At 63.4% G+C, this 14282-nt stretch carries 13 protein-coding genes and 1 tRNA gene; 8 read left to right on the top strand and 6 right to left on the bottom strand.

Annotated features, from left to right (window positions below; translation table 11 throughout):
- The first annotated feature begins 56 nt into the window (after positions 1-56).
- On the top strand, positions 57-1175 hold the full coding sequence (locus C9I57_RS12005; protein ID WP_107150877.1) for an ABC transporter ATP-binding protein: 1119 nt from the start codon (positions 57-59) through the stop codon (positions 1173-1175).
- A gap of 46 nt (positions 1176-1221) precedes the next feature.
- Here the strand turns inward: C9I57_RS12005 and C9I57_RS12000 are convergent, their stop codons facing one another.
- The 3 genes from C9I57_RS12000 to trxB all read right to left on the bottom strand — a co-directional run bounded on the left by C9I57_RS12000 (position 1222) and on the right by trxB (position 3641).
- Positions 1222-1842 carry a trimeric intracellular cation channel family protein gene (locus tag C9I57_RS12000; RefSeq protein WP_107151070.1) on the bottom strand — a complete coding sequence of 207 codons (621 nt, stop codon included), beginning with the start codon at positions 1840-1842 and terminating at the stop codon, positions 1222-1224.
- 12 nt (positions 1843-1854) lie between these two features.
- Positions 1855-2571 carry a Smr/MutS family protein gene (locus C9I57_RS11995; protein ID WP_258187606.1) on the bottom strand — a complete coding sequence of 239 codons (717 nt, stop codon included), beginning with the start codon at positions 2569-2571 and terminating at the stop codon, positions 1855-1857.
- A gap of 71 nt (positions 2572-2642) precedes the next feature.
- Entirely contained in the window at positions 2643-3641 is a 999-nt protein-coding gene (gene trxB / locus C9I57_RS11990) for a thioredoxin-disulfide reductase (protein ID WP_107150875.1), read from the bottom strand.
- A gap of 325 nt (positions 3642-3966) precedes the next feature.
- Between trxB and C9I57_RS11985 the strand changes: the two genes are divergently transcribed.
- The 5 genes from C9I57_RS11985 to C9I57_RS11965 all read left to right on the top strand — a co-directional run bounded on the left by C9I57_RS11985 (position 3967) and on the right by C9I57_RS11965 (position 10083).
- Positions 3967-6279, top strand: a complete 2313-nt coding sequence (locus tag C9I57_RS11985; protein WP_181321806.1) for a DNA translocase FtsK — start codon at positions 3967-3969, stop codon at positions 6277-6279.
- Between the two features lie 64 nt (positions 6280-6343).
- Entirely contained in the window at positions 6344-7075 is a 732-nt protein-coding gene (gene lolA, locus C9I57_RS11980; protein ID WP_107150873.1) for an outer membrane lipoprotein chaperone LolA, read from the top strand.
- A gap of 4 nt (positions 7076-7079) precedes the next feature.
- Positions 7080-8393 carry a replication-associated recombination protein A gene (locus tag C9I57_RS11975; protein WP_107150872.1) on the top strand — a complete coding sequence of 438 codons (1314 nt, stop codon included), beginning with the start codon at positions 7080-7082 and terminating at the stop codon, positions 8391-8393.
- Positions 8394-8507: 114 nt separating this feature from the next.
- Positions 8508-9803 (top strand): serine--tRNA ligase, encoded by a 1296-nt coding sequence (gene serS / locus C9I57_RS11970; RefSeq protein ID WP_107150871.1) that lies wholly within the window; start codon positions 8508-8510, stop codon positions 9801-9803.
- 189 nt (positions 9804-9992) lie between these two features.
- Positions 9993-10083, top strand: a tRNA-Ser gene (locus tag C9I57_RS11965).
- Positions 10084-10135: 52 nt separating this feature from the next.
- On the opposite strand, the gene C9I57_RS11960 is transcribed toward C9I57_RS11965, so the two are convergent.
- From C9I57_RS11960 to C9I57_RS11950, 3 genes are read right to left on the bottom strand one after another with little or no spacing between them, the layout of a single operon-like run.
- Positions 10136-11431, bottom strand: a complete 1296-nt coding sequence (locus tag C9I57_RS11960; protein WP_107150870.1) for a multicopper oxidase family protein — start codon at positions 11429-11431, stop codon at positions 10136-10138.
- 1 nt (position 11432) lies between these two features.
- Positions 11433-12860 (bottom strand): TolC family protein, encoded by a 1428-nt coding sequence (locus tag C9I57_RS11955; protein ID WP_107150869.1) that lies wholly within the window; start codon positions 12858-12860, stop codon positions 11433-11435.
- Positions 12857-13159, bottom strand: coding sequence for a hypothetical protein (locus tag C9I57_RS11950; protein ID WP_107150868.1), 303 nt, complete (start codon positions 13157-13159; stop codon positions 12857-12859). Before C9I57_RS11950 ends, C9I57_RS11955 begins: the two co-directional genes overlap by 4 nt.
- Before the next feature lie 264 nt (positions 13160-13423).
- On the opposite strand from C9I57_RS11950, the gene C9I57_RS33610 reads away from it, so the two are divergent.
- Complete coding sequence (locus C9I57_RS33610; RefSeq protein WP_181321805.1) at positions 13424-13660, top strand: hypothetical protein; 237 nt, start codon at positions 13424-13426, stop codon at positions 13658-13660.
- A gap of 152 nt (positions 13661-13812) precedes the next feature.
- Positions 13813-14271 carry a hypothetical protein gene (locus C9I57_RS11940; protein WP_107150866.1) on the top strand — a complete coding sequence of 153 codons (459 nt, stop codon included), beginning with the start codon at positions 13813-13815 and terminating at the stop codon, positions 14269-14271.
- The last annotated feature ends 11 nt before the right edge of the window (positions 14272-14282 follow it).

Here is a 14282-nt window from a genome sequence, read left to right as displayed (position 1 = left end):
CGCAACGAACTGCAACGCATACTCGCAAGCTGCATGGCAGATTAAGGAATATCAGCATGGCAAGCCTTTCTATCCGCGACGTTTACAAGACCTACCCGAACGGTGTGCCCGTTTTGAAGGGGGTCGACATCGATATCGAGGACGGCCAGTTCCTCATTCTCGTAGGCGGTTCGGGTTGCGGGAAGTCGACGCTGCTCAACATGATCGCCGGCCTCGAATCGGTCACGAAGGGCGAGATTCGCATCGACGATCGCGTCGTCAACGATCTTTCGCCGAAGGATCGCGACATCGCGATGGTGTTCCAGTCGTACGCGCTCTATCCGTCGATGACGGTGCGCGAGAACATCTCGTTCGGGCTCAACATCCGCAAGGTGCCGAAGCGCGAGCAGCAGACGATCGTCGAGCGCGTCTCCAAGCTGCTGCAGATCGACCATCTGCTCGATCGCAAGCCCGGCCAGCTCTCGGGCGGTCAGCGCCAGCGCGTCGCGATGGGGCGCGCGCTCGCGCGCGATCCCGTCATGTTCCTGTTCGATGAGCCCTTGTCGAACCTCGACGCGAAACTGCGCATCGAGATGCGCTCGGAAATCAAGCTGCTTCATCAACGTCTCGGCACGACGATCGTCTATGTGACGCACGATCAGATCGAGGCGATGACGCTCGGCGATCGTATCGCCGTGATGAAGGACGGCATCGTCCAGCAATTCGGCGCGCCGCAGGAAATCTACGATTCGCCTTCGAACCTCTTCGTGGCCGGATTCATCGGCGCGCCGCCGATGAACTTCATCGAGGGTAAGCTCGTCGAGCAGGGGGCGGGCGTCGGCATCGAGATCGATACGGGTGTGACGCGGCGTGCGCTCAACTTGCCGTTCAACGCCAATCGCCTGAATGGCTCGATCGGACGAAACGTCATTCTCGGCCTGCGCCCCGAACGGATCACCGATGCACGCAGCGCGCACAACGGCCATAGCGACGCTTTGCAGCAGATCGAGGTGAAGGTCGACGTGATCGAGCCGACGGGGCCCGATACGCTCGTCTTTGCGCAAGTGAACGGCAAACGTACCGTGAGCCGTGTGCATCCGGCATCGAATCCGCAGCCAGAGCAAAACATGCCGCTGCTGTTCGATGTCTCGAAGGCCGTGCTGTTCGACCCGGCCACCGAGGCGCGCATCGCCTGAGCGAGCTGGCCGGTCTTAAGCCGGACGTCGCTGCGTCTGCCGCTTTTCAATGCGGCAGGCGCACATCGAGCTTGAATGTCACGAGCCGAGCGACGAGGATGAAAACGGTCGCGACGATGACGCTGTAGACCGGATCGACCGCGAGCCAAGCGAGCAACAAATAAAGCCAGCAGCCGACGAGCGCGCAAGTTGCATAGGGACGCGAGTCCCGCAGGATCAGCGGCATTTCGTTGCAGAGCACGTCTCGTATCACGCCGCCGAATACGCCCGTCACCACGCCCATCAGCGCGGCGATGAACCAGGGCATGCCGGCATCGAGCGCGATCGACGTGCCCGAAATGCTGAATAGGCCGAGCCCGACCGCATCGGCCACCAGCAGCGCGCGCTCGGAAAAGACGCGCGATGCCATCCGCAAGACGAAGGGCGCCACGAACGAGATCGCAAAGATCGCGACGACGTAAGCTTCGTGCTCGACCCAATAAAACGGCCGGTGCCCCAACAGCACATCGCGCACGGTGCCGCCGCCGAATGCGGTCACGAGCGCGACGAGGAACGTGCCGACGGCGTCGAGCCGTCGACGGCGTGCTTCGATGAATCCCGAAAATGCATAGGCGAAGATGGCGAGCCCCTCTATGACGGAGAGGGCAAATGTCAGCCGCGGGTGCACAGGCGTCATTCTTCAGCCGCGAGGCGCGGCCTGTGCCGCGCGCGGCTGCAGCAGGACGAGCACGGCGCCCGCGCCGCCGTCGTGCGGCCGCGCCTGGCAAAAGGCGATGACTTCCGCTTTCTGCACGAGCCAGGAGCGCACCTTGCCTTTAAGCACCGGCTCCTTTCCGATCGAGCCCAACCCCTTGCCGTGGATCACGCGCACGCAGCGCAAACCGCGCTTGACCGCGTCGCGAATGAACTCGGCGAGCGCTTCGCGCGCCTCTTCCCGGCGCAAGCCGTGCAGGTCGAGCTGATCCTGCACGATCCAATGGCCGCGCCGCAGCTTGCGCACGACTTCGTGGCCGATGCCGGGGCGACAGTAGGAAAGCGTTTCGTCGGTATCGAGCAACACGTCGGGGTCGAATTCGTCCGAGATCGCTTCGTCGAGGACCGCCCGCTCGTCGAGCTGCGTCTGGATCGGCAGCGCCGGTGGCGGGGTTCGGCCGTGCTCCGCGCGTGGCGGTGCCGCGAGCGGCGCCACGTCGCCGATCTCGCGGCGAAACAGGTCGGAGTCGGCCGCTGCCTCGCGGGCCGCCTTGGCCGCGGCCACGCGAGCGCGCTCGCGTTCGGCCGCGCTCTCTTTCAGGGCGTCCCGTAAAGCGGCGAGATCGGACAATCCGGTTCCGCGCGTGCTGCGTTCCGCGCTCGCGGGTTTCGTGCCGCCCGGATGCAATCGGTGTTTCGACATGGTTTCGCCACAACTGACTCGCGCGCCGCGCTCAGAGACGGAGCGCGACGCCCATACTACGCAAGCGCGTTTCAGCAACGATCGGCTTCGTGGCTCATCACGCGCTCTTGATGCACCTCGTGGATGCTCTCGAGATAGCGCTGCGCGTCGAGCGCGGCCATGCAGCCCGTGCCCGCGCTCGTGATCGCCTGGCGATAGACGTGATCCTGCACGTCGCCGGCCGCGAAAACGCCCGGGATGCTCGTGGCCGTTGCGTTGCCGTTCAAGCCGCCGTTCGTGATGATGTAGCCGTTTTTCATTTCGAGCTGGCCGGCAAAGATGTCGGTGTTCGGCTTGTGCCCGATCGCGACGAAGAGGCCTTGCAGCGCGACATCGGTCGTGACGCCTGTTTGCGTGTGCTTGATCCGCACACCCGTTACGCCGGAATCGTCGCCCTTCACCTCGTCGAGTACATGGTTCCACTTGATTTCGACGACGCCTTCCTTTTCCTTCGCGAGGAGACGGTCGATGAGGATCGGCTCGGCGCGGAACTTGTCGCGCCGATGGACGACCGTGACCTTGCTCGCGATCCCCGCGAGGTAGAGCGCTTCCTCGACGGCCGTATTGCCGCCGCCGACGACAGCCACGTGCTGCTGCTTGTAGAAGAAGCCGTCGCAGGTGGCGCAGGCCGACACGCCGCGGCCCATGAACGCCTCCTCGGACGGCAGCCCCAGATATTGCGCCGAGGCGCCCGTGGCGATGATCAGCGCGTCGCAGGTGTATTCGCCCGAATCGCCGATGAGCCTGAGCGGCCGCTCGTTCAGCTTCGCGGTATGGATGTGATCGAAGACGATCTCCGTCTTGAAGCGTTCGGCGTGTTCGAGAAAGCGCTGCATCAGCTCGGGGCCCTGAACGCCGTTCGCGTCCGCCGGCCAGTTTTCGACGTCGGTCGTCGTCATGAGCTGACCGCCTTGCGCCAAGCCCGTGATGAGAAGCGGCGACAGGTTGGCGCGCGCGGCGTACACGGCGGCCGTGTAGCCGGCGGGGCCGGAACCGAGGATGAGCACTTTGGCGTGTTTGCGCGTGGACATGGTCTTGATCCTAAGAAATGCTTTGAGCAGCAACCGATCGGCCGGACGCCGAGCGCGGGTTCTCGCGAACGACTCGGGGGACTACGGCCGTAGGTGGGGCGTACCCGCGCATTATAAAGGGGCCTGCCGGACGCTGCCGCCTGGGCTTTTTCTATCGCGGCGATAGCCTGGTATATCGGTATCCAAAATCGGCGGGCGCGCGTTGCATGGAACGCACGTTACCGTCATTTACAGCGCGGTGCTCAACGCAGCGTTTACAATAGGCCGCATCGTACGATCGGGGCGACGGCGCACTCCGGCGCGCCCGCCAAGCCTTTACGGATTCATGGCCAAAGCTCCTTATTCCGCGCACACGCAAGCGCTGCCGCATCGCATGTCGCGTCTTTTCACCGAGATTCGCTGGATCTTGCAGGTCGCGCTCTGCGTGTTCCTCGTGATGGCGCTCGTCAGCTACAGCCGCCGCGATCCGAGCTGGACGCACGCGGCGCAGGTCGACCATATCGCGAATTGGGCGGGCCGCGTCGGCGCCTGGTCGTCGGACATCCTGCTGCTGCTGTTCGGCCTTTCCGCCTACTGGTGGGTGGTGCTGCTCGCGCGGCGCATCGCCGCCAACTACCGGCTTCTCACGCGCCAGGCGGAAGCCCCAGAGCAAGCGCCGCGCGACTCCTGGCTCGCCGACGCGTTGGCGTTCACGCTAGTGCTGCTCGCTTGCGACGGCATCGAGGCGCTGCGGATGTGGTCGCTGCGCGTGCAGTTGCCGCGCGCGCCGGGCGGCATCGTCGGTGACGCCGTCGCGCGCGGCGTATCCCACGCGCTCGGCTTCACGGGCGGCACGCTCGCGTTGCTGATCGCGCTGGGTGTCGGCTTGTCGCTCTATTTCCGGTTTTCGTGGCTGTCGGTGGCCGAGCGCGTCGGCGACAAGCTGATTTCGGCCGTCACGCTCGCGAAGCTGCGCCGCGAGGCCGGCCGGGATCGCAAGGCGGGCGTCGAGGCGGCCGTCAAGCGCGAGGGCAAGGTCGAGCAAAGCCGCGTGCGGCTCGAGGAGCACGAGCCGGTGACGATCGTGCCGCCCGTCGTTGCGCCGGCCAAGTCCGAGCGTGTCGAAAAAGAAAAGCAGGTGCCGCTGTTCGCGGACCTGCCCGGCGATACGACGCTGCCGCCGATCGCGTTGCTCGATGCCGCGCCGGCCGTGCAGGAAACAGTATCGGCCGACACGCTGGAGTTCACTTCGCGCCTCATCGAAAAGAAGCTCAAGGATTTCGGCGTCGACGTGAGCGTCGTGGCCGCTTACCCGGGGCCTGTCGTCACGCGCTACGAGATCGAGCCGGCCACCGGCGTGAAGGGCAGCCAGATCGTCAATCTCGCCAAGGACCTTGCGCGCTCGCTGTCGCTCGTGTCGATCCGCGTCGTCGAGACGATTCCGGGCAAGAACTATATGGCGCTCGAGCTGCCGAACCAACGGCGTCAGACCGTGCGGCTTTCGGAAATCCTCGGCTCCGAGGTCTATGCAGACGCAGGCTCGAAGCTGACGATCGGCCTCGGCAAGGACATCGGCGGCAAGCCCGTGTGCGCCGATCTCGCGAAGATGCCGCACCTGCTCGTGGCCGGTACGACGGGCTCGGGCAAGTCGGTCGGGATCAACGCGATGATCCTTTCGCTCGTCTATAAGGCGAGCGCCGAGCAGGTCCGGATGATTCTCATCGATCCGAAGATGCTCGAGATGAGCGTCTATGAAGGCATTCCGCATCTGCTTTGCCCCGTCGTCACCGATATGCGGCAAGCCGGCCACGCGCTCAATTGGACCGTCGCCGAAATGGAGCGCCGCTACAAGCTGATGAGCAAGCTCGGCGTGCGCAATCTCGCGAGCTACAACAACAAGATCGAGGAAGCGGCCAAACGCGACGAGAAGCTGCCGAATCCGTTCAGTCTGACGCCCGACGATCCCGAGCCGCTCACGCGGTTGCCCAACATCGTCGTGGTCATCGACGAGCTGGCGGACCTGATGATGGTCGTCGGCAAGAAAGTCGAGGAGCTCATCGCCCGCATCGCGCAAAAGGCACGCGCGGCGGGCATCCACCTGATCCTCGCGACGCAGCGGCCGTCGGTCGACGTGATCACGGGTCTCATCAAGGCGAACGTGCCGACGCGCATCGCGTTCCAGGTATCGTCGAAGATCGACTCGCGCACCATCCTCGATCAGCAGGGCGCCGAATCGTTGCTCGGCATGGGCGACATGCTCTATCTGCCGCCCGGAACGGGCTTGCCCGTGCGCGTTCACGGCGCGTTCGTGTCGGACGACGAAGTGCATCGCGTCGTCGAGAAGCTGAAGGAGCACGGCGAGCCGAATTACATCGAAGGCATTCTCGAAGGCGGGATCGCGGGCGAGGGCGACGAAGGTTCGGCGGACGGGGCCGGTGCGGCGGCGGGCGGCGGCGAGGCCGATCCGCTTTACGATCAGGCCGTCGAGATTGTCGTCAAGCATCGGCGCGCGTCGATCTCGCTCGTGCAGCGGCATTTGCGCATCGGCTACAACCGCGCCGCGCGGCTGCTCGAGCAAATGGAGCAGTCAGGGCTCGTTTCGGCGATGTCGTCCAACGGCAATCGCGAGATTCTCGTGCCGGCGCGCGACAGCGACTAGGCCGCCCACACAGCCCCTCGGCAAAATGTCGTCGGCGGCGAGTTCATCACGGAGAAAAACTTATATGCAGCATCCTCTCAGCCGTTATGCCCCCGGTTCGTTTTCGTTCGGGGGGCGCGGCCTCGCCCGCGCCGGCTCGGCGGGCCGACGCTTCATGGCGGCACTGCTCGGTGCAGCGCTCGTCGTTGCCGCGCCTGCCGCGTTCGCGAGCGGTACGGAGCAACTGAAAGCGTTCGTCGCGCAGGTGCACTCGGCGCGCGGCGACTTCGTGCAAAAGGAAATCAAGGCGCCTTCCAAGGCGCAGACCCCGAACGGCATGGCGCAGCCGAGCGTCAGCGGCACGTCCAGCGGGACTTTCGTTTTCTCGCGCCCGGGCAAATTTATCTGGACGTATGAGAAGCCTTATGAGCAGGTGCTGCAGGCCGATGGCGAGAACCTCTACGTCTATGACAAGGACTTGAACCAGGTGACCGTTCGCAAGCTCGGCGGCGCGCTCGGCGCGAGCCCGGCGGCGATCCTCTTCGGCAGCAACGATCTCGAGCAGAATTTCACGCTGCGCGATGCCGGGGTGAAAGCCGGCATCGACTGGCTCGAGCTGACGCCGAAGGCGCATGACACGCAGTTCGAGCGCGTCGGCATCGGCTTTCGCGACGGGAACCTCGAGGCGATGGAACTGCACGACGTATTCGGCAACGTGACGCTGCTCACGTTCTCGAACATCCAGAAGAACCCGCCGTTGAAGCCGGACGCGTTCCAGTTCGCGGTGCCGAAAGGTGCCGACGTCATCAACGGGTAACGCCATGTTTGAAGAGCCCCGCGGCAATATACCGCTCGCCGAGCGGTTGAGGCCGCGCACGATCGACGAGGTGATCGGCCAGAAGCATCTGCTCGGGCCGATGAAGCCGTTGCGCGTCGCGTTCGAATCGGGCGAGCCGCATTCGATGATTCTTTGGGGACCGCCCGGGGTCGGCAAGACCACGCTGGCGCGGCTCATGGCGAATGCGTTCGATGCCGAATTCATCGCGCTGTCGGCGGTGCTGTCGGGCGTGAAGGACATTCGGGAGGCCGTCGAGCTCGCGCAGGCGCATCGCGCGCATGGCCGCCGCACGCTCGTGTTCGTCGACGAAGTGCATCGTTTCAACAAGAGCCAGCAGGACGCGTTTTTGCCGCACGTCGAGTCGGGGCTCTTCGTCTTCATCGGAGCGACCACGGAGAACCCGTCGTTCGAGGTCAACAGTGCGTTGTTGTCGCGCGCGGCCGTCTACGTGCTCAAGAGCCTCGACGACGACGAGCAGCACGAGCTGCTCGAGCGCGCGCTGACCGAACTCGGGGGATGGCGCGTCACGGACGAGGCCAAGCAGGTGCTGATCGGCGCGGCGGACGGCGACGGCCGCAAGCTGCTGAACAACGTCGAGATCGCTGTTCGCGCGGCGGCGGCGCGCAAGGCGGACGAGATCGACGGCGAGCTGATCGCCAGCGCGCTGACTGAAAATCTGCGTCGCTTCGACAAGGGCGGAGATGCATTCTACGATCAGATCAGCGCCTTGCATAAGTCGGTTCGCGGCAGCAATCCGGATGGTGCCCTCTATTGGTTTTGCCGCATGCTCGACGGCGGCGCGGACCCGCGTTATCTCGCGCGCCGCATCGTCCGGATGGCCTGGGAGGACATCGGGCTCGCCGATCCGCGCGCGCCGCGCATCGCGCTCGACGCCGCCGAAACCTACGAGCGCCTCGGCACGCCGGAGGGGGAACTGGCGCTCGCTCAGGCGGTGATTTATCTGGCCGTGGCGCCGAAGTCGAACGCGGGCTACGCCGCGTACAACGAGGCGCGTGCGTTCGTCGGCAAGGACCGCTCGCGCGGCGTGCCCGTTCATCTGCGCAATGCGCCGACGAAGCTGATGGAATCGCTCGGCTACGGCCGCGAATACCGCTACGCGCACGACGAGCCCGACGCGTATGCGGCCGGCGAGACATACCTGCCCGACGGCATGCGCGAGCCGCATTGGTACCGCCCGACGCCACGAGGGCTCGAGGGCAAGATCGGCGAAAAGCTCGCGCGGCTCGCCGAGCTCGACGCCGCGTGGCGCGAAGCGCACAAGTCCAAGGGCGACTGACCGATCCGGGCGAACGAAGGGCCGCTGAGCCGTCCGATTTCCCAAGGCGGACCGGGGGTTGCCTTACCGGTGCGCTAAAATCGCCTCCTTACTCCACGACACACGCTTTTTCCCATGCTCGACATTCAGTTGCTGCGCAAAGACCTCGAAGGAGTCGCGAAGCGCCTTGCCGCGCGCGGCTATACGCTCGACGTCGCGGCCTTCTCGGCGCTCGAGGCCGAACGCCGGGCCATTCAGACTCGCACCGAAGAACTGCAGGCGCGCCGCAATAGTCTGTCGAAGCAGATTGGCGCGATGAAGGGGCGCGGTGAAGACACTTCGGCAGTGATGGCCGAAGTGAGCGGCATAGGCGACGAGATGAAGGCTTCGGCTGCTGAGCTCGATGACGTGCAGGCGCGCGTATCGAAGCTGATGCTCGAAATGCCGAATCTGCCGCACGAGAGCGTGCCGCTCGGCGATGACGAAAGCGGCAATGTCGAAGTGCGCCGCTGGGGCGCGCCGCGCCAGTTCGATTTCGAAGTGAAGGATCACGTCGACGTCGGCACGCCGCTCGGCCTCGATTTCGAGACCGGCGCGAAGCTCGCCGGTGCCCGGTTCACGATGCTGCGCGGCGCGATGGCGCGTCTGCACCGCGCGCTCGCGCAGTTCATGCTCGATACGCATACGCAGCAGCATGGCTATACCGAGATCTATACGCCGTACATCGTCAATCCCGAGATCCTCTACGGTACCGGCCAGCTTCCGAAGTTCGCCGACGACATGTTCCGCGTCGAAAAGGGTGGCGGCGAAAACGTCATCACGCAGTACCTCATTTCGACGTCTGAGATTTCGCTGACGAACACGGTGCGCGAGAGCATCGTCGACGGCGAGGCATTGCCGGTGAAACTCACGGCGCATTCGCCGTGCTTTCGATCTGAGGCGGGAACGTATGGTCGGGACACGCGAGGCATGATTCGGCAGCATCAATTCGACAAGGTCGAGATGGTGCAGATCGTTGCGCCCGACACGTCGTACGGAGCACTCGAGCAGATGGTTACGCATGCCGAGGCGATCCTTCAAAAGCTGGAGCTGCCGTATCGCGTGATCACGCTTTGTACCGGCGATATGGGCTTTTCGGCGGCGAAGACCTATGACCTCGAAGTCTGGCTGCCCGCGCAGAACACGTATCGCGAGATCTCGAGCTGCTCGAATACCGAGGCGTTCCAAGCGCGCCGCATGCAGGCGCGTTTCCGCAACGCGCAGGGCAAGCCGGAGCTCGTGCATACGCTGAACGGGTCGGGGCTCGCGGTGGGGCGCACGCTCGTCGCCGTGCTCGAGAACTTCCAGAATGCGGATGGTTCCGTCACGGTACCCACCGCGTTGCGTCCTTATCTCGGTGGGGTCGAACGGATCGCGCCTGCTGCGCTTTGAGACTCTAGCCGCGGGCGCTTTGATCCACGTCTGCGGTTCCCTCTCGTCTTGCAAAAAGGTCTTGGAATGTCCTGTCGGATGTTCTATAATCTTCGCTTCGCCAAACAGCGACCAGCTTGGTGAACACTGGATGGAGCGGTCCGCGCACGATGTTTATTGACGTGCGCCGCGAACGCGGCAACCGAAAAAGGAAAGGTGGCAGAGTGGTCGAATGCGCCGGACTCGAAATCCGGTGTACGGTTATACCGTACCGTGGGTTCGAATCCCACCCTTTCCGCCAATCAAGGCTCTCGGCCATTCCCACTGGACTCCCGGGCATGGGTCAGAAAAGGTCAACTGTCCAGCAATTCACCGGTGTATTCGTAGGCGACGGTGCCCTTCGGGTGCTCAAACCAGCCCGGGTCGCGATAATCATTGCGACTGAGCCCCTCGCGCACCTTCACGACGCTGAACATCCCGCCCATTTCCAAACCGCCGAACGGCCCCGTGCCCGTCATCATCGGCAGCGTGTTATCGGGTAGCGGCATTTCCATCCCGTTCATCGCGCCCCCCGTGGCGCCCATGGCCATGTAGTCGGGAACCAGCTTGTTGATGCGCTCGGCAATGTCTTGCTGAGGCACCCCGATCATGGTCGGCACCTGGTGTCCCATCGCATTCATTGTGTGGTGAGACTTATGGCAATGGAAGGCCCAGTCGCCCGGTCGGTCAGCGATAAATTCGATGGCGCGCATTTGTCCGACCGCGACGTCGACCGTCACCTCGGGCCAACGCGCGGCCGCCGGAATCCAGCCGCCATCGGTTCCCGCCACCACGAAGCTGTATCCGTGCAGATGGATGGGGTGATTCGTCATCGTGAGATTGCCGATGCGAATGCGGACGCGGTCTCCGGCTCGGACAGGCAGCGGGTCGATGCCCGGAAACACCCGGGAATTCCAGGTCCACATATTGAAGTCCGTCATCTCGTTGACGCGCGGCGTAAAGCTCCCTGGGTCGATGTCATAGGCGGACATGAGGAACACGAAATCGCGATCCACGGGCATCACGCTGGCATCTCGCGGATGCACGATGAACATGCCCATCATGCCCATCGCCATTTGCACCATCTCGTCCGAGTGAGGGTGATACATGAACGTGCCGGCACGCTCGAGCTGGAATTCGTACACAAACGTCTTGCCCGGCGGAATGTGCGGTTGCGTGAGGCCCGCGACACCATCCATGCCGTTCGGCAAGCGCATGCCGTGCCAGTGGACGGCAGTGTGCTCGGGAAGCTTGTTGGTCACGAAAATGCGGACCTTGTCGCCTTCCACCGCCTCGATCGTTGGGCCCGGGGCTTGTCCGTTATAGCCCCAGAGGTTTGCATTCATGCCCGGTGCCAGCTCGCGCACGACGGGCTCCGCAACGAGATGGAATTCCTTCCATTCGTTTTTTATGCGCCAGGGAAGCGTCCAGCCGTTGAGCGTGGCAACAGGCGTGTACGGTCTGCCGTTCGGCGGGATAAGTGGAGGTTGCGTTGCGGCCTTTGCCATCGTCGGCGCTTCGGGCAGCGATGCGGCAGCTGTCTTGCTGACCAGTGCCGCACCCAAAAGCGCCGCGCCGGAGCCACTGAGAAATTGTCGGCGTGAAACCATCTTATCTACCCTGTGAATTCGTGAGTGAAGCCGGCTGCGTCTCTGTCGAGTTGTGCGCGACGGTCGCCTGAGGCAAGCGGCCGCCAACGGCTAGCTGCAAATCGGTCTGCGCGAGCCAGTAGTCCTTCAGCGCCTGGATGTAGCCGTTCACTGCGCCGATTTGCTCACGTGAGTCGGCGAGCAGTTCAAACACACTCGCAAGCATGCCGTTGTACCGCAGGAGCATTTCGTCGGAAATCGCTTTGCGGATAGGCACAACCTCGTCGCGGTAGTGCTTGGCGACTTCATAACTCGTGACGTAACCCGCATATGACACCCGGACTTCGGAGCGTGCGTCGATCGCTGTCTGCGCGAGTCGGTTCACCGACTGCATGTACGTTGCTTCGGCGCGGCCCACTTTCGCGGAGCCCCAATCGAAAATAGGGACCTCGACGCTTATTTCGTAGCCTGGCTCGCGCCCCCTGTCAGACTCAAAATTGTTGAGGTAACCGACGTCCAGCACGTTGATGACTCGCGTCGCCTTGGTTAGCCCGAGGGAAGTGGCGAGGCTTTGCGTTTGCAGCTTCGCCGCCTGGATGTCGAGCCGATTCTGCATCGCGTAGCGCTCGATGTCATCGAGCTCGGGCTTGTCCTTGGGCAGGTCCGGCAGACGGTCGGGCAACTTGTATTCGCCTTGCGCTCCCCAGAGCCCCATCGTGCGCGTCAGTTTCTCGCGAGCGGCGGTGGCTTCCTGTTGAGTCTTGGCTGACTGCGCCACCGACTCGGCATAGAAGGCCTGCTCACGCTCATAGTCAAGTTTGCTGAAGTTGCCTGCTTGACGCATGCGCAGCGCCAACTCCGCACCGGCTTGCGCACTGTCTTTGACCTGAGCCGCATAGCGCGCCGCCTGTTGGGCGGCCACCGCGTTCACGTATGCTCGCTGGGCGTCGGCGGCGGCCGCAATCATGGCGTTGGCTGTAAGGAGTTTTGTCTGCTCGAACCGACGGCTTTCGATGCGTGTCGCGACCGGCATTGTCAGCACGCTCAGTACGCTGGTCGTGAACGACCGGTTGATTGTCAGGTCGCCGTTGCTTGCGCGGGTGCGGCTAAAGCTGAACCCCGGGTTCGGCAGGCGGCCAGCCTGCACGAGGTCGGCTTCGGAAATGCCCAGCTCGGCGTACGACGCTTGCAGATCGCGGTTATTCAGCAAGGCGAGCTGAACCGCGTCGTCCATCGTCAGCGGGTTCGCAAGGATCTCCTGTGTCCGCTTCGCGACCGTTTTTCGGTCTGCATCGGTCATGACGATGACGGCATCCTTTCCGAGCCGCTCAGAGGCCGTGGATGCGACAGTGTTGAATCCGCCGTCCTTCGAAAAGGTCGTACATCCCGCTAGGAATGCCACCACGCTGATTCCCGCCACAATTCGAGTCGAAACGAATGGCTGCCTCATTTTGGGGCTTCCCCGTGCACTGCGTGGTGCGCATGGGTGTTGTCGGTCGGCTTGGCTGACATGGCGTCGTGTTGTTGCATGCCGCCGTTGGCCGGTGCTTCGTTGACGGCGCGATTAAGCTGCTTCCAGCCAGGACCGTCCTCGTCTCGGTAGCGTTGGTAGTCCGCGAATGCGGAAGGCACCGTGATGGTCGGCACCGAGGCCGCAGGGTCCGTCGGGTCGGGAAGCGTTGTCTCGGCGTGCGCGAGCGCCGGCAGGATTGCCGCGGCGCCAAGGAGCGCTGCAGATATCAGTCGCATACGTTTTCTCGTCGTGAATTGCCTGGCGGGTCGACTATCGACCGCTAGGGCGGAAACGGATCGCGGTCCGCTTACCGCGATCGAGGACTAGACGAGAAAGGGGCGAGGAGGGCGCTCGATACCGTCGGTCACGAACGATACGTCACCGACGGAAGGCGGAAAGGAAGCGGCAGCGCCGGTAGCATTCGTGGAAACGGACACGACAGGAACAGCAGGCAGCGCCGTGCCGAAACAGCAGGACGCGCATATCGAACACGAATGGGGATGATGCGCATCACCATGGTCGTGATGCCGATCGTTGTGGGCGATCGCCGCGCCATGCATGGCATGGTGGTGCGCGGCCTCAACATGAGCTACGTGCTGGGGCGACGCCTCGGTCCGTTCAGCGTGCGCGGCAACACATTTCATCGAGATAGCCGCGAACGACTGAACCGGAAGGCTCAGCACCAGCAATACGACGATGAGGAGTTTGCGCCAGTACGACATAGGAGCGGAGTTTAGCATGCGGTTCAAAATGTGATCGATGCAGTCACCGCGCTGCCTTTCCGAATGAGTTCGTCGGAGCCGGCCCGCGCGTCGATCAACGGAAATCGTCCTAAACATACCCCGGGTACGGGCTCATCAGTCGCGAGATCGAGTAGGCTGCTGCGCAGATGGCCTCCGTGGTAGGCCATCCGGCTGAATTTTCCGCGCTTTGCGGTATAGCTACCTTGGATGCCGTTACGTTGACGTTTTTGATGATCTCAATGATGAACTCCTATCAAGTTCCCAAGAGGGCGCGGTCCAAGTCTCGCAAGTTGACGCAGAATGCCGGGCGCAGTGGCGGTGGCATCGAAGGACGCTTTGCGTTCCTCGAAATGGGCTTTTATGAGATCCGAGACCGCCTCTCCAAGATCGAGACGCGGGTGGATAGTCTCGAATCGAAATTTGACAAACTCGAATCCAAGGTCGACAAGCTCGAATCCAAGGTCGATAAGCTGGCATCGACGATGGATACGTTCGTCACTAAAGAGGAATTGCACCGTGAGCTTCACGGCCTGACCTGGCGCGTCGCGGGCGGCGCGATCGTGCTGCTGGCGGGCGTCTACTATATCGCCAGGTATGCGCACTAGCCGGTTCGAGC

The organism is Trinickia symbiotica (assembly GCF_003028655.1).
In the GTDB taxonomy this organism is placed as follows: domain Bacteria; phylum Pseudomonadota; class Gammaproteobacteria; order Burkholderiales; family Burkholderiaceae; genus Trinickia; species Trinickia symbiotica_A.
Note: the sequence above shows the minus strand (reverse complement) of the source record. Positions and strands in the feature narration are given on the sequence as shown.

What these genes read in the sequence shown, in the direction of transcription:
- C9I57_RS33610 (WP_181321805.1), top strand. Translation starts at nt 13,424, where the DNA reads ATGATGCGCATCACCATGGTCGTGATGCCGATCGTTGTGGGCGATCGC.
- C9I57_RS11960 (WP_107150870.1), bottom strand. Translation starts at nt 11,431, where the DNA reads ATGGTTTCACGCCGACAATTTCTCAGTGGCTCCGGCGCGGCGCTTTTG.
- C9I57_RS11955 (WP_107150869.1), bottom strand. Translation starts at nt 12,860, where the DNA reads ATGAGGCAGCCATTCGTTTCGACTCGAATTGTGGCGGGAATCAGCGTG.
- C9I57_RS11950 (WP_107150868.1), bottom strand. Translation starts at nt 13,159, where the DNA reads ATGCGACTGATATCTGCAGCGCTCCTTGGCGCCGCGGCAATCCTGCCG.
- C9I57_RS11985 (WP_181321806.1), top strand. Translation starts at nt 3,967, where the DNA reads ATGGCCAAAGCTCCTTATTCCGCGCACACGCAAGCGCTGCCGCATCGC.
- C9I57_RS12005 (WP_107150877.1), top strand. Translation starts at nt 57, where the DNA reads ATGGCAAGCCTTTCTATCCGCGACGTTTACAAGACCTACCCGAACGGT.
- lolA (WP_107150873.1), top strand. Translation starts at nt 6,344, where the DNA reads ATGCAGCATCCTCTCAGCCGTTATGCCCCCGGTTCGTTTTCGTTCGGG.
- serS (WP_107150871.1), top strand. Translation starts at nt 8,508, where the DNA reads ATGCTCGACATTCAGTTGCTGCGCAAAGACCTCGAAGGAGTCGCGAAG.
- C9I57_RS11940 (WP_107150866.1), top strand. Translation starts at nt 13,813, where the DNA reads ATGGCCTCCGTGGTAGGCCATCCGGCTGAATTTTCCGCGCTTTGCGGT.
- C9I57_RS11995 (WP_258187606.1), bottom strand. Translation starts at nt 2,571, where the DNA reads ATGTCGAAACACCGATTGCATCCGGGCGGCACGAAACCCGCGAGCGCG.
- trxB (WP_107150875.1), bottom strand. Translation starts at nt 3,641, where the DNA reads ATGTCCACGCGCAAACACGCCAAAGTGCTCATCCTCGGTTCCGGCCCC.
- C9I57_RS11975 (WP_107150872.1), top strand. Translation starts at nt 7,080, where the DNA reads ATGTTTGAAGAGCCCCGCGGCAATATACCGCTCGCCGAGCGGTTGAGG.